The following is a 22,333-nucleotide window of genomic DNA, read 5'->3' on the forward strand; positions in this document are numbered from 1 at the left end:
CCGCATTGGCGTTCTGTCTTCTCTTCCGTTTTCAAGGATCCGAAGGAAAGTGCTCTGAGCTGGGCGTTCGCCTACTCTGGCAGTGTTTCCACTTGCTCTTCCGGCGGCGAGTGCCGCCGTGAAGCGAAGAGCTAAGCTAACCGACCTGGGCCGGTCCGACAACCTTCTGCAAAGAAATTTCTGACGCAGTCGCTGCTGGGGTCGGGCGACGGGCGCGCTGAGCGCTCCGACGCCCGGATCGAGCGGTTCCGGTCAGTCGATCGGTGCCACGTCGGCGAGCACCGCACTGGGCGAGATCTCGACCGGTGTCGTGAGCTGCTCGACCGACAGATGGCACTTGATGCTGTGCCCTGGCGACAGCTCGCGCATCTCCGGTTCGGTCACGTCACAGAGGCCCTCGACCACACGATGGCATCGAGTGTGGAAGACGCAGCCCGACGGCGGGTTCGCCGGTGACGGGATCTCGCCGGTGAGCGGGATCCGGTTCTCGGCCTGGCCGTCGACGCTCGGCACCGCCGACAGCAGTGCCTCGGTGTACGGATGATTGACCCCGGCGAAGATCGCGTCGACCGGTCCCATCTCCATGATGCGACCCACGTACATCACAGCGATCCGGTCGGCCAGGTACCGCACGACACTGATGTCGTGACTGATGAACAGATAGCTGGTGCGCTCGTCACGCTGCAGTCCGGCCAGCAGGTTGAGGATGGCCGCTTGCACCGACACGTCGAGCGCTGACGTCGGTTCGTCGCACACGACGACGTTCGGATCGCCGGCGAAGGCCCGGGCGATCGCCACACGCTGCTTGAGACCACCCGACAACTGCCTCGGCCGCATGTCGAGGTGCCGTTCGGACAGCCGCATCGCCTTCGCGATCTCGACGGCCCGGGCGTCGGCCTCGGCGCCCTTGAGCCCGGTCAGGCGGGTGATCGAGCGAGTGAGGATGCGCCGCACGGTCCACGCCCGGTTGAGGGCCGAGTCGGGGTTCTGGAACACCATCTGGATCGAACGAATCGACTCTTCGACGCGCTGGGTCGCCTTGCCGGCCATCTTGCGGCCGCGCAGGGTGATCGCACCGCCGTCGTCATCGGCTTCGTGCACGCCGAGCATGGTCTTGGCGAGCGTCGACTTGCCGGAGCCCGATTCACCGACGAGTCCCAACGTCTCGCCCTCTGCGAAGCCGAGGTCGACGCTGACCAGCGCCGGCACCTCGTGCCCGCGCTGGGTGAAGGTCTTGGAGATGCCGTGCACACCGATGATCTCCTCGGTGCCGACGGGCACCGTCTCGGAGATCTCGACCGGCTCCGGGATGTCGTCGAGTCGATCGGGATGGTGACACCGAGTCCAGTGACCATCGCTCCGCGGCACGATCGGCGGCACCTCGGTGCGACACAGATCGGTGGCGATGGGGCAGCGATCGACGTACACGCACGTGGGCAGCGGGTCACCGATCTGCGGCAGGTTGCCCGGGATGGTGAAGAGCTCGCGGTCGTCCTTCTGCAGGCCCTTGCGCGGAATCGAGTTGAGCAGGCCGATCGTGTACGGATGGCTCGGGTTGTCGAAGACCTCCTCGACCGTGCCCTCTTCGACGATGCGTCCGGCGTACATGACGCCGACGCGGTCACACATGGTGCGGATGACACCGAGGTTGTGAGCGATGAGGAGAATGGCCGAGTTCAGCTCGGAGCGCAGATCGCGAACGAGGTCGAGCACTTCGGCTTCGACCGTGGCGTCGAGCCCCGTCGTGGGCTCGTCGAGCACGAGCAGCTTCGGATCACAGGCCAACGCCATGGCGATCACGACGCGCTGCAGCATGCCGCCCGACAGCTGATACGGGTACCGCTCCATGACGCTCTCGGGCGATGCGATCCGCACGCGCTCGAGCGCGGCGAGCGCCGAGACACGGGCCTCGCTCTTCGACTGGCCCATCACCTCGAACGCTTCGGCCACCTGCCGACCGATCTTCAGCACGGGGTTGACGGCCTGCACCGGGTCTTGGAACACCATCGACGCCTCGCGAGCACGGAACTCGCGGAGCTCGCGCGCCGACATGGCCGTGAGCTCTTTGCCGTTCGACATGACTCGGCCTTCGTCGATGCGTCCGTTGCCGGGGAGGTATCGGAGCGCGGCATAGGCGCTCGTCGACTTGCCGCAGCCCGACTCCCCGACCAGGCCGTAGGCCTCGCCAGGTCGGACCTCGAACGTCACACCGCGCAGCACCGCACGAGGGGTCCCGCGCACGATGTACGACAGGTGGAGGTCGTCGACCGCGAGCGCCGCGGTCGACGCGTCGGTGATGGTCGAAGCAGGAGTGGTTTCAGCGGAGGTCATGACTTGAGGGCCTTGTCGATCGAGTCGGTGATCAGGTTGACGCCAACGACGAGGCTGGCGATGGCGAGCGCCGGGAAGATCGACGGCCACCAGATGTCTCGGATGATCTGCTCGTAGTTCTCGCTGACGTCGATCCCCCAGTCGGCGTCGGTGACATTGGTGCCCACGAACCCGAGGAACGCCAGCGTGGCGTAGGTGAACACGGCGTAGCCGAGGCGAACCGTGAGTTCGACCACGACGAGACCGGTCACGTTGGGCAAGATCTCGCGTCCGACGATGAAGACGCTCGATTCACCGCGCATCTTCGCCGAGGTCACGTAGTCGAGTTCGGACTCGGTGACGGCTGCAGACCGGATGGTGCGGGTGATGGCCGGGACGAACAGCAGGGCGATCGTGCCGATGATGACCACTCGGGAGCGCCCGAAGGTGAACACGACGAGGATCGCCATCAGGATGACCGGGATCGACAGGATCGCCTCGATCACTCGGCTGAACACCTCGTCGACCCAGCCTCGGTAGTAGCCCATGATCAGGCCGAGGAACGTGCCGACGATGATGGCGACGGCCGTGGCGATCGGAGCCACGATCAGGATCGGACGTGCGCCGTAGATGATTCGGGCGTACACGTCGAACCCCCGTCCGTCGGTGCCGAGCCAGGCGTCACCTTGGAACGGATTGGCTCGGGCGCCGATCTCGGGGAACTCCTTCGGTTCGACCGAGCTCAGCAAGCCGGGGAACAGTGCGGCGAGCACCCAGAATCCGACGATGACGACGCCGATGATGAACCCGGGACTCTTGAACAACACCGCTCGCTGCTCGCGGCGGACCTGCGCCCGCGTGGCGACCATCGGGCCGTCTTCGTCGTCGACGATCGGTGCGTTCGCCGCGTCGACGAGGCCGTCGTTCGGCTCGGCGCCGCCGGTCGGCGTCGTTTCGCTCGTTCCGCTCATGAGTTGTCCCCCATGCTGACGCGTGCTCTCGGGTTCATGTAGGCAACGAGCAGGTCAGCGCAGAGCGTTGCGAACATGTAGATGATGGCGACGGCGAGCACACCGGCGCGCAGCACCGGATAGTCGGCCTTGTCGACGGCTCGCAACACGAGGTTGCCGACTCCGGGATAGCTGAAGACCTTCTCGAGCGCGACCATGCCGCCGAACAGGTACCCGAGTTGGGTACCCAGCACCGCGACGGTCGGCTGCAGCGCGTTGCGGGCGATGTGCTTGCGGAACACGTCTCGGGTGGTGAGCCCACGCATGAACGCCGTGCGGGCGTAGTCGGACTCGAGCGCCGTGATCGTGCCGGCTCGTGTGATGCGGGCGATGTAGCCGAAATAGACCATCAGCACCGCGAGAACGGGCAACAGCAGGTGCTGCATCTGGGTCAGGATGCTGGAATCGGGCGGTGGGTTGCCCTGCACCTTGAAGAAGTCGAACGGAACGGCCAGGAAGGCCAGGAGGAACACGCCGGCGACGAAGTCGGGAATCGCCGAGAAGGCGAGCCCGGTGTTGACGATCGTGCGGTCGATCCAGGTGTCTTTCTTGTACGCCGCGACCAGTCCGCCGAGCACGGAGAGCGGGACCATGACGATCAGCGCGAACACGACGAGCTTGGCCGAGTTGCCGACGGCTTCCATGACGACGCTGATGACGGGCTCGCCCGTGGCGACCGAGAACGATTCGCCGAAGTCGAGCGTGAACACCGATTTGGCGAGTTTCGAGAGTTGCGTGAGGACGGAGTCTCGGAGTCCGAGCGATTCGCTCACCTCGATCAGCCGTTCGGGCGACGCGGTGCCGCCGGCGATCTTTCGTGCCGGGTCTCCCGGCGCGATGTTCGGGATGAGGGTGATGACGACGAGCAGGATCGCCAGCGTGACCAGTGCCAGCAATAGTCGTCGGATGATGAATCGGATCACGTGTTACTCCGTGTGGGTTCTTGATCGAACTGATGGGATACGCGAAAGCGGGGGGAGTGGATCGACCACTCCCCCCGCCATCACTGATCTACTTGGTTGACGAGTTGGAGGCTCGGTCAGCTCTTCGTTGCGTTCTGGAACAACAGGTGCCCCAGTGCGGTGGTCTGGAAACCAGAGATCTTGTCGCTGGTCGCCGAGAGGTAGTTGAAGAAGAACGGGTAGCAGGCCGGCGCATCCTCATGGAGGAGACGCTGGATCTGGCCCACGGCTTCCTTCTGGCCCTCGACGTCGACGGCGCTCTGGTAGTCGGCGAACAGACCGTCGAACTCTGCCGAGGCGTAGTTCGACGAGTTCCAGTCACCGTCGGTTGCCAGTGCACGACCGAAGAAGATGTCGGGGGTCGGGCGGTGGCCGTAGTCGACGATGCCGATGTCGGCCGAGGCGCCGCACGGACGGCCGGGGCCACCCGTTTCGGGCTGCGTGCCGTAGTCGGCGCCGGTGCACCAGTACTCGCCGTAGAAGTCGGAGTTCGGCGTGACGCTGACCGGCGTGGTGATGCCCACGGCGGCGAGGTTCTGCTCGACGATCGCGGCGATGGCCGGGATCTCGCCGAGGTCGCCGACCTGCAGCGTCGAGGAGAAGCCGTCGGGGTACCCGGCGTCGGCGAGCAGCTGCTTGGCCATCTCGGGGTCGTACGGGCGCTGTTCCTGCGTCTCGTCGAAGAACGGGAGCGTCGGGAAGATCGGGTGGTCGTTGGCGATCTGCGCCTGACCTTCGTAGATCGTGTCGACGAGCTGCTGGCGGTTGATCGCGTAGCAGACGGCCTGACGGACGCGCGGGTCGGTGAACGGGCCACCTTCGGGCAGCTGCGTGTTGAACCAGACCTGGCGGTGGTTCGCTGACGGCGGCTTGAGCACCTTGACGCTCGAATCATCGAGCAGCGTGGCGCCGTCGGAGATCGAGAAGTCCTGGATGACGTCGATCTCGCCGGCGGCGAAGGCGGCGACCTTGGTGCCACCGCTCTCGAAGCCCTGGAGCGTGATGCTGTCGAGCTTGACGGCCGAGCCCCACCAGTTCGGGTTCGGGACGAACTTGGCACGGAACGACGTGGCGTCGAAGTCGTCGAGCATCCAGGCACCGGTGCCCGTCGTGCGGTCGTTGAGCACGGTGCCGCTCTCGTAGTCGACCGGGGTGATGAGCGACTGCGGGTTGAACAGCGACAGCAGGACCGGCAGGTTGCCGTTGGGCGAATCGAGGTTGATGACGACGGTGTTGTCGTCGGGCGTCTCGGTGGCGCCTTCGCTCACGACACCGGCGAGGCCGGCACCGACGGCGACCATGCGGTCGATCGTGGCGGCGACGTCGGCGGACGTGAGCATGCCGCTGCCGTCCATCCACTCGACGCCTTCGCGGAGCTTGAAGGTCCACTGCGAGCCGTCGTCGTTCGGCGCCCACTCGGTGGCGAGTGCGGTTGCGCCGATGTTCTCGTCGTCGCCGAGGCCGACGAGGTACTCGAAGCTCTGCGAGAGCACGGCGTAGGTGCCGAGGTCGAGCATGTTGACCGGGTCGAGACCCGAGTTGGCGTCGCCGGTCTGGATACCGGCGATGACGTCGCCGCCTGCTGCGGCCGGAGCGCTCTCGCCTTCGGTCGTCGGTGCGGCATCGCCGTCGGTGGCGGGTGCGCTGTCACCGTCGGTGGCCGGAGCACTTTCTCCGTCGTCGCTGCCACACGAGGCGATCACGGCGCCCATGAGCGGCATCGAGAGTCCGATGATGCTGCCGCGCTTCACGAACGCGCGGCGATTGATCTTTCCTTTTGCGTAGGCCTCGATCAGGTCGGCCTCGATCGGCCCGCCCTGACGTCGGGCCCAGTCAATACGCTTCCAGTCCATGTGTTTCCCCCTATGGGTGTGAGTTCACGCCGCGAGATCAAGAGTCCCTCGACACAGCGACCATAACCATCGACATGTTCGGACCCAAACCATCCCCCTCGCGGCAGAGGCACTCCGTTCGGCTGTTTCACAATGTAACACTGTCCCACATCGTGGGTATGACATCCGTCACAGTTACCTGAATCCGGACGATTTGGGCACGATCGTCGCCAGAAATTCACCGCCCGAACGGCCCCATCGGTGGGCCGGCGACCCCCTCCTCGACCACGCCGCGAGCGACGTGCGGCACCCCACCCCCGGCGACCCGACACGTGGCCGAGAGGGCGCCGAAAACCGAGCAGATGACGACGACGAACATGGTGACGAAACCGCCGCAGAACCGTTGACGCAGCGCACCGCGAGACCGAAGACGACCACCGAGGGTGGTCGCCTTCGACGAGAATCAGACGATTCCGATGCCCGACCGGCTGAGCGCCTCGGACCGCAACCCGTCGACGAGCACCGCCGCCAGGCTGAGCTCGAGGCCGAGCCGCGAGGAGGCGCGATACGTCTCCCAGTCGATGGCTCCCTGCGCCCACTTCTCGAGGCGCGCCATTCGCGTGTTGAAGATGTGGCGCGCCAGACGCTCGACGTCGAGCTCGATCGCGAACATCCCGTCGGCAGCGCCCTTGGCGAGGTCGTTCTCGATGTACTGGACGACGCGATCGCCCACTTCCCCCATGCCGAGCGGCCCCGGGCCCGACTTCAGCGAGGCGAAGATCGGCCGCCACACTTCGGGCTCGGCGGAGAACGACTCGTCGAACGCTTCGAGGAGGCACCTCGTGGTCTCGACCGGACCCACGGGCGGTTGCGCGTCGAGATCGATTTCGAGCTGGTCGAGGCCGCTGCTCACGAACGCCACGAGCACGCCGTCACGGTCGCCGAACTGGTTGTAGAGCGTGGCGACGGCGACGCCGGCGCGTTCGGCGAGCTTGCGCATGGTCAAGCCGTCGACTCCCGCCTCGGCGATGACCGCTCCGGCCGCATCGAGGACATCACGCCGTGTGCGTTCCTGCCGTCGAACCCATCCGTCGCTCATGCCGGGCGATCTTACGACCCCGAACCTCCCCCACCGACACCGACCGACCACATCGGTCACGACGACCGCCACATCGAACGGCACGGCCGAGCAGCGAGACGCAGGACCCGCACGCTTGACAGACGATTGGAACAGTGTTCTAATCGTTGACCATGACACGCCTCGGCTATCAGATTCCCAACTTCACCTACCCCGGCGTCGGACCGGCAGAGCTCTTCGACGTGATCGCACAGCAGGCTCGCGAGGCCGACCGGTCGGGCTTCGACACCGTGTTGGTGATGGACCATTTCTATCAGCTTCCGATGATCGGCGATCCCGACGACTACATGCTCGAGTGCTACTCGCTGCTCTCGGCCCTGGCGCGCGAGACCCAGAACGTCATGTTGTCGTCGCTCGTCACCGGCAACACGTACCGCAACCCGGCTGTGCTGGCGAAGACGGTCACGACACTCGACATCGTGTCGCAGGGCCGCGGCATGCTCGGTATCGGTGCCGGTTGGTTCGAGATGGAGCACGACGCCTTCGGTATCGAGTTCGGCACGTTCACCGAACGCTTCGAGAAGCTGGAGGAGTCGCTGCAGATCGTGATCCCGATGCTGCGCGGCGAGACGGCCAGCCTCGACGGAGCGTGGTACCAGGCATCGGACGCGATGAACCAGCCGCCGCCCGTGTCGAAGGTGCCGGTGATGATCGGCGGGAGCGGCGAGAAGAAGACGCTGCGCATGGTCGCGCAGTACGCCGACGAATCGAACCTGATCTGCGACGACGGCGACATCGCCCGCAAGCTCGACGTGCTCGCCGGGCACTGCGAGCAGCTCGGGCGAGACCGCTCCGAGATCGTGGTGTCGAAGCAGAAGAACGTGTGCATCGCGCCCACACACGACGAGGCCTACGCCGACATGCTCGCCTACCTGACGCGTCGGGGCTTCGACGCCGCGAACATGAGTGCCGACGAACTCGCTCCGTGGCTCGACCTCATCACCTGGGGCGATCCCGACGAGGTCGGCGAGCACTTCGCCGGCCTCCTCGCCCAGCACGACGGCCTCGACGGGTTCACGATCAACATGATCCCGAACGGGTTCATCGAGGGCCGCGTCGAACTGCTGGGCAACACGCTGTCGCCGCTCTTCGCCTGACCCGGCGACGCGCTCGACACGACGGGGCGAGCCGACCCGGCCACGGGATGGTCGTGATGGCTCGCCTCGTCAGTCGACGAGCGCGAGTTCTTCGGCGAGGTATTCGTCGCGGCACTTTCCGCGCTGGAGCTTGCCACTCGAGGTCTTCGGCAGGGTGCTTGGTTGCACCAGCATCACGTCGCGCGGTGGCAGGCCGCACACGTCGAGCGTGCGCTCGTGGATGCGGGCTCGGATCTCGTCGAGGCCACCCGACGTGTCGCTGACGCGCACTTCGGCGACGACGACGACCGATTCCTTGCCCTTGTACCCCTCCATGCCGAAGGCGATGACGTTGCCGGCGCGCACACCGTCGAGCGGGCCGACCGCTCGTTCGATGTCTTCGGGGAACACGTTGCGTCCGCCGACGATGATGACGTCTTTGATGCGACCGCACATGACGAGTTCGCCATCGAGGAGGTAGGCGAGGTCGCCGGTGCACAGCCACCCGTCACGGAACAGCGCCGCGGTGGCGTCGTCACGCTTGTAGTAGCCGGGGGTGACGGAGGTGCCGCGCAGCAGCAACTCCCCCACGTGACGCTCGGGCAGTTCCTCCCGGCTGTCGGGGTCGACGACCTTCATCTCCATGCCGGGCACGGCCTTGCCGAGCAGTGGGAGTCGTCGTGCACTGACCTCGAGATCATCGGCATCGATCGGCTTGGCCACCCGCTGCGTCTCGAGCACCACACGGTCGACGGTGTCGGTCTGCAGGCCGCGGCCCCGCTCGGGGAACGCTCCGGCGATCGCCACTTCGGCCATGCCGAAGGCGGGGAAGACGCCACCCGGGGTGAAGCCGAACCTCGCCGCCTCGTCGACGAACGCTTCGACGGCGCTCGGGTCGACCGGTTCGGCGCCCGACAGGGCGAGCGTGAGCGACGACAGATCGAGTTCTTTCATGCGCTTGAGCGCGCGGGTGGCCAACACCCACGAGAAGTTCGGGCCGGCGGTCGCCGAGCCGCGGTGGTCGGAGATCCACTGCATCCAGTTGCCGGGATGGCCGAGGAAGTCCTGGGGCGCGGCCTGGACGAGGTCGACACCCTTCGTCATCGGCAGGGCGAGAAACCCGACGAGGCCCATGTCGTGATAGAGCGGCAGCCACGAGACCATGACCTCACCGGTGCCGAGGACGGCGGCCTCGCATGCCGCGTCGAGGTTCGCCGACAACACGCGGTCGGGGATCATCACGCCCTTCGGCTCCCCCGTCGACCCGCTGGAGTACTGCAGGATCACGAGCCGCTCGGGATCGTGCGGCGGGCTCTCGAGCGCCTCGGCGCCTGGCGCCGTCGACGAGCCAGGCATGACCGACGCCATCGACTCGATGGGTGGGTCGCCCTCCGCCGCCGTGTAGAAGTCGGCGAGGAGCGGGTCGATCAGAACGAGCTTCGCGTCGCCGTGCCGAATGCGGGCTCGGGTCGACTCGATGAACGCATCGAGCGATCCCATCCGCATCGGCAGCGGCAGCACCATCGACGCGACACCGGCGAGCCAGCAGCCGCGCACGATCGTGATGAGCTCGCGGCTGGTCGGGCCGAGCACGGCGACGTGGTCGCCCGGGACGAGTCCGCGTGCCTGCAAGGCGGCGCCGACGACGCGGGCCTCGTCGTGGATCTGGTTCCAGCCGACGTACACGGGCTCGCCGTCGGGCATCACCGAGTTGCCGACGAAGCGGACGCCGGTTCCGGAGTCGGCAGCGGCTTCGAGTCGGGAGATGGTCGAATCGAGCAACATCGGCGCGACGTTAGCCGCCACCCACCCGCTCCATTCAGGACGCAGCGTCTCGTTTCACCCGCCCCACGCGTCGACCACACGACGGCGCGGTTCCCACCCGGTGGCCGAGGCGAACGCGTCGGACGAGATCCGTTGCGAACGGGCGAGCGAGGTGAGTCCTGCGCCGGCGGCGCGGGCGACCGGAGACGGGATCAGGCGGAGCGAACGCCGCCCGAGCGCTGCTGCGAGTGCCGCGGCATGGTCGGCGCGCCGAGCGGGTTCTGGCTCGGCCACGTTGAACAGCCCCGCCGGCCCCTCGACCGCCGCCACGACCGCCGCGGCGGCGTCGTCGACGTGCACCCACGAGAAGTAGCCATCCGCCGCGCCGGGGAGCGACAGCACGCCTCCCTTGGCCACGGTGCGGAAGGTGGCGACGTGTGCGCTGTCGTCGGCGAAGAACATCGCGAACCGGAGCGCGGTCCCCACACCGCCCGCGGCCGTGACCGATGCGGCCGCGGCTTCGGCGTGACGGGAGCTCTCGTTTCCCCAGAAGTACGACGTCGCGACACGCTCGTCGATCCAGTCGTCGCCACGATCGACGTACGGAAAGGTGATCGACTCGCCCACGTAGCGTCCGCCGGGCCGGGCGACTGCGGCGGCGAGGTTGTCGGCGGCTTCGGTGCGCAGCCGGTCGTTGACGGCCCAGCCCGAACGTCGCGCCGCCGACGCTCCGGTCGGGATCGCCGTGGCGATGTTGACGATCGTGTCGTGATCGTCGCCGAGGCGCCGGGTCGCTTCCGGGTCGAAGAGATCGACCGTCGTCGCGGCGGCTCCGTACGACTCCACCAGTCGGCGGGCATCGTCGCTGCGAACGTTCGCCGTCACCAGGTGTCCGGCGTCGACGAGGGCGGGCACCGCCCGTCTGCCCAGCACGCCGGTGGCACCGGCGACGAAGATCCGGGAGCTCACGACGCCACCGTCGTCGCCGCGACCGCATCTGCGGTCGGTTCGTCGCTGCGGCGGGCCGCCCAGAGCAAGCCGGCGCCGAGCAGTGCGAAGAGGCCGAGGCCGAGCAGACTCGCCACGAGGTCGCCGCTCCCTAGGCCATCGGTGTTGACGACGTGGTAGCTCGCGTGCGGCACGCCCCACACGAGTGCGACCACTCCGGCGAGGGTGACCGAGTTGCGGTCGAGGCGCAACCAGGCGATGACGAACACGGCCAGGATGGCGAGGTTCAGCGCGCCGACGTCTCGGACGAGGTGTTCGTTGTACGGCCCGTCGACCGACACCCAGGCTCGGCCGAGTCCGGGGAAGTCGTCGTAGAACGACCGCGGTGCGAGCAGTGCCCACAGGCCGATCTGCCCGGTCACCACCGCGAGATAGCCCAGTGCGATTCGTTTCCATCGTTGCAGCGTCACGTCGGCGACGGTACCGACGAGTGGTCGGCGCAGGAAGACCAGTTTGCAGCAATCGAGGCAGACCACTTCGGCGCCAGCGCCTACGATGACGTGGTGGCCGACACGCAGCTCGACATCCAACTCGAGCTCGCTGCCGACGGCCCCCGGAGGACGGCACTCGAGGTGGCCATCCGGTCGGCCATTCGCTCCGGACGACTGGCCGAGGGCACGGCGCTCCCGTCGTCACGAGCGATGGCGGTCGACCTCGGCCTCTCACGGTCGACGGTCGTCGCCGCCTACGAACAGCTGAACGCCGAGGGATACCTGCGCGCCGAGCACGGCAGCGCGACTCGGGTGGCTCGCTTTCGCGCGCCGCCGACGGTCGACGACGAACCCGACCCGTTCGGACCGGCACCGCTCCACGACTTCCGTCCGGGCGAACCGGATGCGAGCTCGTTTCCGCGAACGCGCTGGCTGCGGTCGGTCAAGCGGGTGACCAACGGCGCTCCCGACTCGGCGTTCGGCTATCCCGACCCGCGCGGCGTCGCCGAGTTTCGATCCATCCTCGCCGGGTACCTCGGCCGGACCAGATCGGTCGAAGCCGACCAAGGCGCCATCCGGGTCGTCGGTGGATACGCCGCCGCGCTGGGTTTCGTGGCCGAGATGCTGCGCCATCGTGGCGTCGAGCGCATCGGCGTGGAGGATCCCACGCTGCCGATGCACGTGCAGTTGCTGCGAGCCGCCGGGCTTCGGACGGTTCCGGTCGCGGTCGACGAGGGTGGCATCGACGTCGACCGGTTGCGGGCGAGCGACGTCGGCGCCGTGGTCGTCACGCCGGCACACCAGTACCCGACGGGCGCGACGCTCGGATCGGAGCGTCGCACCGCACTCGTCGACTGGGCTCGCGAGCGCAACGCGTGGATCATCGAAGACGACTACGACGGTGAATACCGCTACGACCGGCGCCCGGTCGGGGCGCTGCAAGGACTCGGACCCGATCGGGTGATCTACGTCGGAACCGCCAGCAAGTCGCTGACACCTGCGGTGCGCCTGGGCTGGATGGTCGTGCCCGAACCGTTGCGTGCCGATCTGATGCGCGTGACCAACCTCCGCTCGATGGTGTCGACGATCGATCAGCTCGCATTGACCGACTTCATCGAGCGAGGCGACTTCGACCGGCACGTCCGCCAGATGCGGGTGCGCTATCGGCGGCGCAGCGACGCACTCCGGTCGACCCTGGCCGAGGTCGCGCCCTGGCTCGCGCTCGGCGACGGTGCCGCTGGCCTCCACGTCATGGCGAGGATCGCCACCGACCGTCTCGACGAAACCACGATTCTCACCGCGAGCGATGCCGCATCGGTCGGACTCTTCGGCCTGATGACCCACCATCGATCGACCGCTGCGGGGCCCGGCTTCTCGATCGGTTTCAGCCGTCCGAGCGAGCACCACTTCCCCACCGCGCTCGAACGGCTCGCCGGCGTACTCGCCGCCCTGTGACCCGCCCCCGTCTCTCCCTCGGACCTGGATCGGAGGAGACACGGGCCGGCGCTACTGACTGCCGCCGAGGCGATCGGGGAGGTGGTGAGTTCGTCCGCCGCGCACCTTCACCTCGGGAGGCTCGCAGTCCCAGCAGCCGTACTCGATGTGGATGCCCTGCACCGACATCTGCGTGCCACGCGACTTCTCCAAGATGACCTGCGGCTTGTGATAGAGGTCGTCGCCGCCGCACGTCGGGCACTTCGGACGCGGGTCGCGCTGCCACGAGATCTTGCACTCGGCGCACGTCAACTCGATGTTCCCGTCACCGAGCGGCACGCCCGACAGATGCGCATCCGACTCGCACCGTGGGCAGATGATCTCCAACGCCATGCGTGAATGGTAGGTGTCACCCGGCGCATCGGATGGCCCGGAGGCGTTCGATCGGTTCAGGTGCCGGCCGGGCGCCACTCCGATCGGCTGTGACAACATGCACACATGCCTGAGTACCGCACCGTGCTGGATGCCCATCTGGGAGACAACGAGTTCTGGATGAAGTCGCTCGACGAACGCGACGAGGCGTTCGCCGCGATGCGGCACGAATCGAAACACGGTGACGGCATGTGCTTCCACGAGGAGATCTCGACGATCGAGGGCGGAGTCACCGGGCCCGGGTTCTGGTCGGCGGTGACCTACGACGACATCAAGGAGGTCAACCGCAAGGCCGACGTGTTCTCGTCGGCGTCAGGTATCACGCTGGGCGAGCAACCTCCGGAGACGCTCGAGTTCTTCGGATCGATGATCGTGATGGACAACCCGCGCCACGCCAAGTTCCGAATGCTGGTGCAGAAGGGCTTCACGCCGAAGACCGTGGCGGCGATCGAGGAGTCGGTCAGAGTGCGGGCGAAGTCGCTCGTCGAGGCGGCGAAGGAGAAGGCGGCGACCGGCGCCCCGATCGACTTCGTCGAGTCGTTCGCGGCGCCACTCCCCTTGCAGATCATCTGCGACATGCTCGGCGTTCCACCAGAAGACGAACAGCAGATCTTCGACTGGACCAACATCATCCTCGGCGCCGGCGACCCCGACTTCACACTCGATCTCGACGGCCTCATCCTCGGTGCGGCCGGCATGTTCGACTACGCGCAACAGCTCGGCGAGAGTCGGCTCAGCAAGCCGACCGACGACATCGCATCGATCCTCATGCACGCCGAGGTCGACGGTCAGCGGCTCACGCCGGAGGAGTTCGGTTCGTTCTTCATCCTGCTCGCCGTCGCCGGCAACGAGACGACTCGCAATGCGATCAGTTGGGGAATGCACCAGCTCACGCACAACCCCGACCAACGAGAACTGCTGCGCAACAACTTCGACGAGATGTCGCTCACCGCCGCCGACGAGATCGTGCGCTGGGCGTCGCCGGTCATCCACATGCGCCGAGTCGCCAACCACGACGTCGAGATCGGCAACACCGCGATCGCAGCCGGTGAGAAGGTGGTGATGTGGTACTGGTCGGGGAACCGCGATGAGGCGGTGTATCCCGACGGTCACCGCTTCGACATCACCCGTCCGAACACGAAGGACATGGAGGGGTACGGCGCCGGCGGCCCGCACTTCTGTCTGGGCGCCAACCTGGCGCGTCGCGAGATCCAGGTCATGTACGACGAGATCTTCCGCCAGCTGCCCGATCTCGAGATCACCGGCGAACCGGACCGCCTCGTGTCGGGCTTCATCAACGGCATCAAACGGATGCCGTGCGAGTTCAGCGTCTGAGGTTCGGCGGGCCGAGCGTCGTCAGAGGCAGGCCCGAACGGCGTCGTTGAGACGAACGGTGCGTGGGTCACCGGCGATGCCGCTCATCATCTGGTTCATCACGTAGCCGTAGCCCACCCCCGATTCGGGATCGGCCTGGCCGAGCGAGCCGCCGGCTCCGGCATGACCGAACGACGTCGGGCTGAGCAACGGAACGAGCTCGTTGTTCAGCATGAAGCCCATGCCGAAGCGGGTCTCGGCGACGAGCGCTTCGTCGGGCCCGTTGACCGCTTCGGTCGACATGGCTCGCATCGTGTCGGCGCCGACCAGTCGCACGCCGTCGACCTCACCGACCGTGGCGGCATACATGCGTGCCAGGCTCGATGCGTTGGTGATGCCGTTCGCGGCCGGCATCTCGGTGGCGTGGAGCGCTCGGGTGTTGAACGGGTTCTCGGCGCCGAACGCCATCAGCGACCCGTTCATGGTCAGCGCTTTGAACCCGATGGTTCCTGGGCCCATGACCTGCAGCATGAGCGCGAGTTCGGCGGGGTCGGACGGCGGTGCCGACGCCTCGAGCGTGCTCACCCGGGGTTCTTCCGACTCCGGGAGGCCGATCCAGAAGTCGAGTCCGAGCGGTCCGGCCACCTCGTCGGCGAAGTAGGTGCCGATGGAGCGACCGTCGACTCGACGGACGAGTTCGCCGGCGAGCCACCCGTAGGTGACGGCGTGGTAGCCGTGCGCCGTGCCGGGCTCCCAGATCGGCGTCTGCGCGGCGAGCGCCTCGACGACCGGACCGACCTCGAGGATCTGGTCGATGGTGAGCGGTGCGTCGACGTACGGGAGCCCGGCCTGGTGGCTCATCATCTGGGCGACCGTGACCTCGCCCTTGCCGTTGGCAGCGAACTCGGGCCAGTGGGTGGCCACGGTGTCGCTGTACGACAGTTTCCCGGCTTCGACGAGCCGTGCCACGCAGATCGCGGCGGCGCCCTTCGTGGTCGAGAACACGAGTTGCAGCGTGTCGGCATCCCACGGCCGTCCCGATGCCTTGTCGGCGACGCCCGCCGAGATGTCGACCTTGAGTTCGCCGTCGGCGACGAGCGCGAAGCCGGCGCCCAGCTCGGGGAAGTCGGCGAAGTTCTGCGCGAACGCGTCGGCGACCTTTCCGAATCCGTCGGCGACTGTTCCGTTGATCACGACCATGCGCAGACCGTAGATCAACGACTCCGGGTTCTCTGCCACGAAGCCTCTTCGGCCGCCGACAGGACATGCCTGAGCGCTGCGCTCGAGGGGTTGCTCGCCGACCGGAGACGAATCGGTACCTGGCCTCGGGGTCACGCGGCCGTAGGCTTGGCCGCTGCTATGAGCGACGAATCCCCCACCTCCGCAACGCCCGACACTCCCGTGCATCGGTACAACGCCGAGCTCGCCCAGAGCATCGAGGTCGGGTGGCAGGATTGGTGGGACGAGCACGGCACGTTCGAGACCCCCAACCCGGTCGGTCCGCTCGCCGACCCGGACGAGGTCGCGGCGCGCGGCGAGAAGCTGTTCGTACAAGACATGTTCCCGTATCCGTCGGGCGTCGGCCTGCATGTGGGCCACCCGCTGGGCTTCATCGGCACCGACGTGTTCTCCCGCTACAAGCGGATGACCGGCCACAACGTCCTCTACACGATGGGATTCGACGCCTTCGGTCTGCCCGCCGAGCAGTTCGCAGTGCAGACCGGTACGCACCCGGCGATCACCACCGATGCGAACATCGCCAACATGCGGCGTCAGCTTCGTCGCTTGGGCTTGAGCCACGACGTCCGTCGCTCGATCTCCACCACCGATCCCGACTACTACCGCTGGACACAGTGGATCTTCAGCCAGATCTTCAACGCCTGGTACGACGACGAACGCGCAACCGCCCGCCCGATCGACGAACTGATCGCCGAGTTCGAGTCCGGTGAGCGCGCCACACCCGACGGCCGGGCGTGGGCCGACATCCCGGTCGCCGAACAGCACCAGATCGTCGACGATCATCGCCTCGCCTACGTGAGCGACGCTCCCGTCAACTGGTGCCCGGGGTTGGGCACCGTGGTGGCCAACGAGGAAGTCACCGCCGACGGCCGCTCCGACCGCGGCAACTTCCCCGTGTTCAAGCGCAACATGCGCCAGTGGATGATGCGCATCACCAAGTACGCCGATCGCCTCATCGACGACCTCGAACTGCTCGACTGGACCGACGCGATCAAGGCGATGCAGCGCAACTGGATCGGCCGGAGCCAGGGAGCGAAAGTCGACTTCGCCTCCCCTGCCGGCGACATCACGGTCTTCACCACCCGCCCCGACACGTTGTTCGGCGCGTCGTTCATGGTGCTGTCGCCCGAGCATCCGTTCGTCGACGAACTGGCCGATGCCGGCCAGACCGACGCCATCGCCGCCTACCGCGGGCAAGCCGCCGCCAAGAAGGACTTCGAGCGCCAGGACGACACGCGCGAGAAGACCGGCGTGTTCACCGGGGCCTACGCGACCAACCCGGTCAACGGCGAACAGATCCCGATCTGGATCGCCGACTACGTGCTCATGGGCTATGGCACCGGCGCGATCATGGCAGTGCCGAGCGGCGACGAGCGTGACTTCGAGTTCGCCCGCAAGTTCGATCTGCCGATCCCGGCCATCCAGCAGCCGCCCGCAGCGTGGTTCGAAGAACACGGCATCGAGCCGACGCTCGACACCTCCGTCTGGCCCACGGCCTACATCGGCGACGCCCCCTACGTGCAGTCGGCCAACGACGAACTCGACCTGAACGGCATCGACAACAAGGCCGAGGGCATCGAGAAGATGAACGCGTGGCTCGAAGCGAAGGGTGCGGGCGAGGCCACCATCAACTACAAGCTGCGCGACTGGCTGTTCAGCCGGCAGCGCTACTGGGGCGAGCCGTTCCCGATCGTGTACGACGACGAAGGTCGCCCGCACACGATTCCCGACGAACTGCTGCCCGTCGAGTTGCCCGAGACCGACCAGTTCTCACCGCGAACGTTCGAGCCCGACGACGCGATGTCGAACCCGGAGAGCCCGCTCGACCGCCTGCAGGACTGGGTGAACATCGAACTCGATCTGGGTGACGGCCGTGGCGTGCAGACGTACCGGCGTGACACCAACGTCATGCCCCAGTGGGCCGGTTCGTGCTGGTACCAACTGCGCTACATCGACCCGACCAACGACGAGCGTTTCTGCGCCCGTGAGAACGAGGAGTACTGGATGGGGCCGCGCACCGACGTGCGTCCCGATCATCCCGGTGGCATCGACCTGTACGTCGGTGGCGTCGAGCACGCCGTGCTCCACCTCCTCTACGCGCGCTTCTGGCACAAGGTGCTGTTCGACCTCGGCCACGTGTCGTCGGTCGAGCCGTACGCCCGACTGTTCAACCAGGGCTACATCCAGGCCGCCGCGTTCAAGGACGAGCGCGAGATCTACGTCGAGGCCACCGAGGTCGAAGGCGACGCCGACTCGGGCTTCACCTACCACGGCGAACCCGTCACGCGTGAGTGGGGCAAGATGGGCAAAAGCCTGAAGAACGCCGTGTCACCCGACGAGATGTACGAGGCGTACGGCGCCGACACGCTGCGCCTCTACGAGATGGCGATGGGCCCGCTCGACGCCTCGCGTCCGTGGGAGACCCGCGATGTCGTGGGCATGTACCGCTTCCTGCAGCGCCTGTGGCGCAACATGGTCGACGAGGAGAGCGGCGAGTGCATCGTCACCGACGAGCCGGCCGACACCGACACGCTCAAGCTGTTGCATCGCACGATCGACACCGTGCGCACCGAGATGGACGCGCTCCGGTTCAACACCGCGATCGCCAAGCTGATCGAACTGAACAATGCGGTCACCAAGCTCGACTCGATGCCGCGAGAGATCGCCGAGCCGATGGTGACGATGCTCGCTCCGTTGGTGCCGCACATCGCCGAGGAGTTGTGGAAGCGTCTCGGACGCTCGGCCGACTCCGACGGCACCGTCACCTATGTCGAGTTCCCGGTCGCCGATCCGGCGATGCTGGTCGACGACACCATCGAGATGCCGATTCAGATCAACGGCAAGGTCCGCAGCAAGATCGAAGTCGCGGCCGACGCCGGCAACGACGACGTGGAAGCGGCGGCGCTCGCCGATGCGAAGGTCGTCGAGGCGCTCGCTGGTGGCGAACCGAAGAAGCTGATCGTCGTCCCCGGGCGCATGATCAACGTCGTCGTCTGACCTCGGGCGCTATCCGTTGAGCGCCTGATCGCCCATCTTCGTGGCTTCGGCTTCGAGCGCGTCGTCACGCTCGACCGGGGTCGAGATCTGGGTCGTCGGCTTGACGCGTCCCTGCTTCTGTTGCACGACGTGCCACGCCTCGTGCGGGAGGTGCCGCTCCTGGCCGGAGGCGACGTGAATGTCGGTGCCGAGGGCGTACGCGTGCGCACCGACCTGTGCGGGCTTCGACGAATTGAAGTGCACCTTCACGTCGTCCATGGCGAACCCGCTCAACCGTTCGATCCCGGCCTTCAGGCTGTCGGGCAGGCCGGTGTCGTTGTCGCCCTTGCGCCGGATGACGTCGGTCGGTGCTCGACGAATCGCAGGTGCGTCGCTCGCGCCGGCGGGACGCGCCGCCATGCGCTGTACGCGAGGCGTCGACGGCGGCACCGAGAAGTTCGTGCCGACGGCAGCGGCGATGGCGGTGTCGACGGGCGCTGGGGCGCGCTGCACCGAGTCGGGTGCCGGAGCGGCCTCGGCGGCACGCACGGGTTCGGCCACATCGTGTTGCGATTCGTTGCTGTGTTCGATCATTGACTTGCGGCGACCGTAGCCCAGCGCGCGGGTTCGCCGCACGAATCGCCGCGAACCCGGCCTGCTCGAGTGCCGGGAGCGCGGAGCCGACGACCTACCGGCGTCAGTACTCGATCTCGCAGATCCAGGGCGAGGTCTCGAGACGTGCAGGCGTCACCCAGCCGTCGAGATCGTAGGTGCCGGCGATCAGCAGGTCGTACTGGCTGATCTCGAAGGTCTGCACCTGCGCCTGCGTCGTTGCCAGTCGCCGCACCTTCTCGGTGCTCACCACCGCGGCCGCGTGCTCGGCCATGGCGACACCGCCCACGTGGTGTTCGCGCATCATCTCGAGGAACATGCGTCCCTGCTCGAGGCCGTCGAGTTGTGCGAGTTCACGGAGCGCGTCGTCGGATGCGTAGCCCTGCATTCGGTCGATCGGCACGCCGTCGCCATCGCCCGCGCCCATCCAGCCCATCACCAGTTCGGGCGTACTCGTCGACTCGCCCCAATCCGTGAGCCACGCTCGCATCATCCCGACCTCGATCGCCTGGTTCTGCAGCACCTCGGCGGCCGCTGCCTGGACGGCGTCGCCGGTGTCGCGGCCGATCACCCGCTGACAGATCGCGAGGGCCTGGACGTGGTGGGCTGCCATGTCGGTACAGAATCCGATGTCGGCGGCGCTGGGGTCACCGCCATCGGTGGAGGCGGCGGTCGCCGTCCGCGCTCCGTAGCCGATGGCGGCGCCGGCCGACCCGGCTGCGGCAGCCACGAGGAGGCGTCGTCGGGAGAGTGGTGTCATGGGTCGTTGCGCTCCATCGATTCGGTCGGGTGGTCAGCCGTCGCCGGGAGGCGAGCCCTGACCGTCGCCGGGTCCGCCTCCGTTTCCGCCACCAGCCGACCCCACGGTGTCGAGATCGACGACGCCCGAGTAGCAACCGAGCACATACGGGAACGTGTCGGTGGTGTAGTAGGCGTAGTTGCCGTCGGCGTCGGTGAGCCCGTTGCATTCGTCGAGGTCACCCGAACCTTCGACGTAGCTGTGCGCTGCCCAGGTGTCGGTGGCGAACAACGACTCGTCGGTGAGTTGCCACGACGACGTGTACTGGTCGTTGCCGGTGTAGATCGGGTAGCCGTCGAAGGCGTAGCCGACCAGTTGCGGCGCCTCGGCGACCTCGTCGGGCGTGAACAGGCAGTCGGTGTTCTCGCTCGTACCGAGGAGGTGGATGTGGAAGCCGGTCGGGCCGTTGTGGCTGCCGCATTCGCTCAGTGCCCCGACGAGCGAGAGCACGTCACCCCCGGTGCCTTCGGTCGGCCCGTAGATCGGCACGCCGGTCAGCGACACCGCTGCCGATCCGAGGAGCGGGATGGCGGTGGTCTCGTCGGCGTGCTCGGGGGTTGCCGTGATGACGAACTCGAGGTCGGCGGCGTCGGGATCGCCGGGCGAGGTCTGGATGTAGGTGTAGTCGGGGATGCCGTTGGAGGTGATGACGATCGACTCGCCGGTGCAGGTCGCGCTCGACTCGGGATCGGCGAGGTCCGGGTTGACCGACGGCCCGGTGGCGAACAACGCTGCGGTCTCTTCGCAGGTGGTGCTCGATGCCGACGAACCGGTCGTCTCCGGGTCGACGGCATCGGTGGCGTCGACCGATTCGTCGCCTGACGTCTCCTCGGTCGTGTTCTCGTCGCCGAGGTCGGTCTCACCGGGGTCGTCGTCGGTACCTTCGCCCGTGTCGGCTTGCGTGTCGGTCGCTGGAGCAGCCGTGTCGCCGACGACCGCGGTCTCGGGGATGTCGGAGGCGGCGTCGTCGGACGACCCGCATGCGGCGAGGGCGAGCGTGCCGGTCGCCAGGAGGATGAGTGTCTTGTTCACGGAGGGCAGCCTGTCCGGTGATTCCGTGTGAACCCGTCGGGTTCGGTAAAGAAACGACAAAGATCCACGGGCCGCTCGACCCCACCGAGGGTCGGTCGTCTCGCCCATACTCGTTGGATGAGCTTTGCGATTTCCGACCTCTCGACGATCGACGTCAGCGCACCCGACGACGACATCGTTCTCGTCACCTTGAACCGACCGGATCGGCTCAACGCGATCACGTCGACGATGATCTCCGAGCTGGAGCGCGTGGTCGCCGCCGTCGACCTCGACCCCTCGGTGCGTGCGGTGATCGTCACCGGCGCCGGCAGAGGGTTCAGCGCTGGTCTCGACCTCCAGAGCCAGGGCGCCGCACCGGGCGCCGACGACGTGTCGCCGACCGTGAGCGGATTCATGTGGCAGGACCATCTCGCCACACTCCACGAGAAGATCCACCGGTCGCGCAAGCCGTGGATCGCGGCGGTCAACGGCCCGTGCGTCGGCGGTGGGTTCGCCATGAGCCTGGCGTGCGACATCCGGTTCGCTGCGTCGTCGGCGACGTTCGGTGCCGTGTTCTTGAAGGTCGGAGTGTCGAACTGCGACATGGGAACGAGCTATTTCCTGCCACGGCTCGTCGGCGCGTCGCGCTCGGCCGAACTGATGCTCACCGCTCGGATCTTCGGAGCCGACGAAGCCGAGTCGATGGGGCTGGTGATCGACGTGGTTGACGACGGCGCCGTGGTCGACCGGGCGCTCGAGACCGCACAGCTGATCCGCGGCAACGCTCCCTTCGCGACGTGGATGACCAAGGAGACGATGTGGCAGACGGTCGATGCGCCGTCGCTGCGTCATGCCCTCGACATCGAGAACCGCACTCAGATCATGTGCAGCGCGAACGGCGACATCGCCGAGGCGCGCGCGGCGTTCGTCGAGAAGCGCCCCCCGAACTGGCAGGGCCTGTAGCCCGCAAACCCGTCATCGGGTG

The 22,333-nt window shown here is 67.1% G+C and carries 18 protein-coding genes; 5 read left to right on the forward strand and 13 right to left on the reverse strand.

Features of this window, described 5'->3' with window-relative positions; translation table 11 throughout:
* Nucleotides 1–252: 252 nt before the first annotated feature.
* From YM304_RS13250 to YM304_RS13270, 5 genes are all read right to left on the reverse strand, one after another.
* The gene (locus YM304_RS13250; protein ID WP_015442206.1) at nucleotides 253–2,331 is read right to left on the reverse strand and encodes an ABC transporter ATP-binding protein; all 2,079 of its coding nucleotides are present in this window, start codon (nucleotides 2,329–2,331) and stop codon (nucleotides 253–255) included.
* Nucleotides 2,328–3,281 carry an ABC transporter permease gene (locus tag YM304_RS13255; protein ID WP_015442207.1) on the reverse strand — a complete coding sequence of 318 codons (954 nt, stop codon included), beginning with the start codon at nucleotides 3,279–3,281 and terminating at the stop codon, nucleotides 2,328–2,330. Before YM304_RS13255 ends, YM304_RS13250 begins: the two co-directional genes overlap by 4 nt.
* A complete protein-coding gene (locus YM304_RS13260; protein ID WP_015442208.1) occupies nucleotides 3,278–4,243 on the reverse strand; it encodes an ABC transporter permease in 966 nt (321 codons plus the stop codon). Before YM304_RS13260 ends, YM304_RS13255 begins: the two co-directional genes overlap by 4 nt.
* Before the next feature lie 116 nt (nucleotides 4,244–4,359).
* Nucleotides 4,360–6,135, reverse strand: coding sequence for an ABC transporter substrate-binding protein (locus YM304_RS13265; protein ID WP_015442209.1), 1,776 nt, complete (start codon nucleotides 6,133–6,135; stop codon nucleotides 4,360–4,362).
* A gap of 442 nt (nucleotides 6,136–6,577) precedes the next feature.
* On the reverse strand, nucleotides 6,578–7,213 hold the full coding sequence (locus YM304_RS13270; RefSeq protein WP_015442210.1) for a TetR/AcrR family transcriptional regulator: 636 nt from the start codon (nucleotides 7,211–7,213) through the stop codon (nucleotides 6,578–6,580).
* Nucleotides 7,214–7,365: 152 nt separating this feature from the next.
* Here YM304_RS13270 and YM304_RS13275 point away from each other — a divergent pair, with 152 nt between their 5' ends.
* Nucleotides 7,366–8,349, forward strand: coding sequence for an LLM class F420-dependent oxidoreductase (locus YM304_RS13275; RefSeq protein ID WP_015442211.1), 984 nt, complete (start codon nucleotides 7,366–7,368; stop codon nucleotides 8,347–8,349).
* A 69-nt stretch (nucleotides 8,350–8,418) separates the two neighbouring features.
* On the opposite strand, the gene YM304_RS13280 is transcribed toward YM304_RS13275, so the two are convergent.
* From YM304_RS13280 to YM304_RS25060, 3 genes are read right to left on the reverse strand one after another with little or no spacing between them, the layout of a single operon-like run.
* On the reverse strand, nucleotides 8,419–10,113 hold the full coding sequence (locus YM304_RS13280; protein ID WP_015442212.1) for an AMP-binding protein: 1,695 nt from the start codon (nucleotides 10,111–10,113) through the stop codon (nucleotides 8,419–8,421).
* Between the two features lie 54 nt (nucleotides 10,114–10,167).
* Nucleotides 10,168–11,061: an NAD-dependent epimerase/dehydratase family protein gene (locus YM304_RS24780; RefSeq protein WP_015442213.1), complete on the reverse strand. Its 894-nt coding sequence runs from the start codon at nucleotides 11,059–11,061 to the stop codon at nucleotides 10,168–10,170.
* Entirely contained in the window at nucleotides 11,058–11,510 is a 453-nt protein-coding gene (locus YM304_RS25060; protein WP_015442214.1) for a hypothetical protein, read from the reverse strand. The genes YM304_RS24780 and YM304_RS25060 overlap by 4 nt, the downstream gene beginning before the upstream one ends.
* A 93-nt stretch (nucleotides 11,511–11,603) precedes the next feature.
* Between YM304_RS25060 and pdxR the strand changes: the two genes are divergently transcribed.
* On the forward strand, nucleotides 11,604–12,986 hold the full coding sequence (gene pdxR, locus YM304_RS13295) for a MocR-like pyridoxine biosynthesis transcription factor PdxR (protein ID WP_015442215.1): 1,383 nt from the start codon (nucleotides 11,604–11,606) through the stop codon (nucleotides 12,984–12,986).
* A 51-nt stretch (nucleotides 12,987–13,037) separates the two neighbouring features.
* Here pdxR and YM304_RS13300 read toward each other — a convergent pair whose 3' ends face one another.
* Nucleotides 13,038–13,358: a hypothetical protein gene (locus YM304_RS13300; protein ID WP_041298301.1), complete on the reverse strand. Its 321-nt coding sequence runs from the start codon at nucleotides 13,356–13,358 to the stop codon at nucleotides 13,038–13,040.
* A 105-nt stretch (nucleotides 13,359–13,463) separates the two neighbouring features.
* Between YM304_RS13300 and YM304_RS13305 the strand changes: the two genes are divergently transcribed.
* Nucleotides 13,464–14,732 carry a cytochrome P450 gene (locus YM304_RS13305; protein ID WP_015442217.1) on the forward strand — a complete coding sequence of 423 codons (1,269 nt, stop codon included), beginning with the start codon at nucleotides 13,464–13,466 and terminating at the stop codon, nucleotides 14,730–14,732.
* 21 nt (nucleotides 14,733–14,753) lie between these two features.
* Here the strand turns inward: YM304_RS13305 and YM304_RS13310 are convergent, their stop codons facing one another.
* The gene (locus YM304_RS13310; protein WP_015442218.1) at nucleotides 14,754–15,950 is read right to left on the reverse strand and encodes a serine hydrolase domain-containing protein; all 1,197 of its coding nucleotides are present in this window, start codon (nucleotides 15,948–15,950) and stop codon (nucleotides 14,754–14,756) included.
* Between the two features lie 120 nt (nucleotides 15,951–16,070).
* Here YM304_RS13310 and leuS point away from each other — a divergent pair, with 120 nt between their 5' ends.
* Nucleotides 16,071–18,947 (forward strand): leucine--tRNA ligase, encoded by a 2,877-nt coding sequence (gene leuS, locus YM304_RS13315; RefSeq protein WP_015442219.1) that lies wholly within the window; start codon nucleotides 16,071–16,073, stop codon nucleotides 18,945–18,947.
* A gap of 9 nt (nucleotides 18,948–18,956) precedes the next feature.
* On the opposite strand, the gene YM304_RS13320 is transcribed toward leuS, so the two are convergent.
* From YM304_RS13320 to YM304_RS13330, 3 genes are all read right to left on the reverse strand, one after another.
* A complete protein-coding gene (locus tag YM304_RS13320) occupies nucleotides 18,957–19,520 on the reverse strand; it encodes an eCIS core domain-containing protein (RefSeq protein WP_015442220.1) in 564 nt (187 codons plus the stop codon).
* 103 nt (nucleotides 19,521–19,623) lie between these two features.
* Nucleotides 19,624–20,298: a DUF305 domain-containing protein gene (locus tag YM304_RS13325; protein ID WP_015442221.1), complete on the reverse strand. Its 675-nt coding sequence runs from the start codon at nucleotides 20,296–20,298 to the stop codon at nucleotides 19,624–19,626.
* Nucleotides 20,299–20,331: 33 nt separating this feature from the next.
* Nucleotides 20,332–21,369 (reverse strand): YHYH protein, encoded by a 1,038-nt coding sequence (locus YM304_RS13330; protein WP_015442222.1) that lies wholly within the window; start codon nucleotides 21,367–21,369, stop codon nucleotides 20,332–20,334.
* 117 nt (nucleotides 21,370–21,486) lie between these two features.
* Between YM304_RS13330 and YM304_RS13335 the strand changes: the two genes are divergently transcribed.
* Nucleotides 21,487–22,311 carry an enoyl-CoA hydratase/isomerase family protein gene (locus YM304_RS13335; protein WP_015442223.1) on the forward strand — a complete coding sequence of 275 codons (825 nt, stop codon included), beginning with the start codon at nucleotides 21,487–21,489 and terminating at the stop codon, nucleotides 22,309–22,311.
* The last annotated feature ends 22 nt before the right edge of the window (nucleotides 22,312–22,333 follow it).

Source organism: Ilumatobacter coccineus YM16-304 (genome assembly GCF_000348785.1).
GTDB classification, from domain to species: domain Bacteria; phylum Actinomycetota; class Acidimicrobiia; order Acidimicrobiales; family Ilumatobacteraceae; genus Ilumatobacter_A; species Ilumatobacter_A coccineus.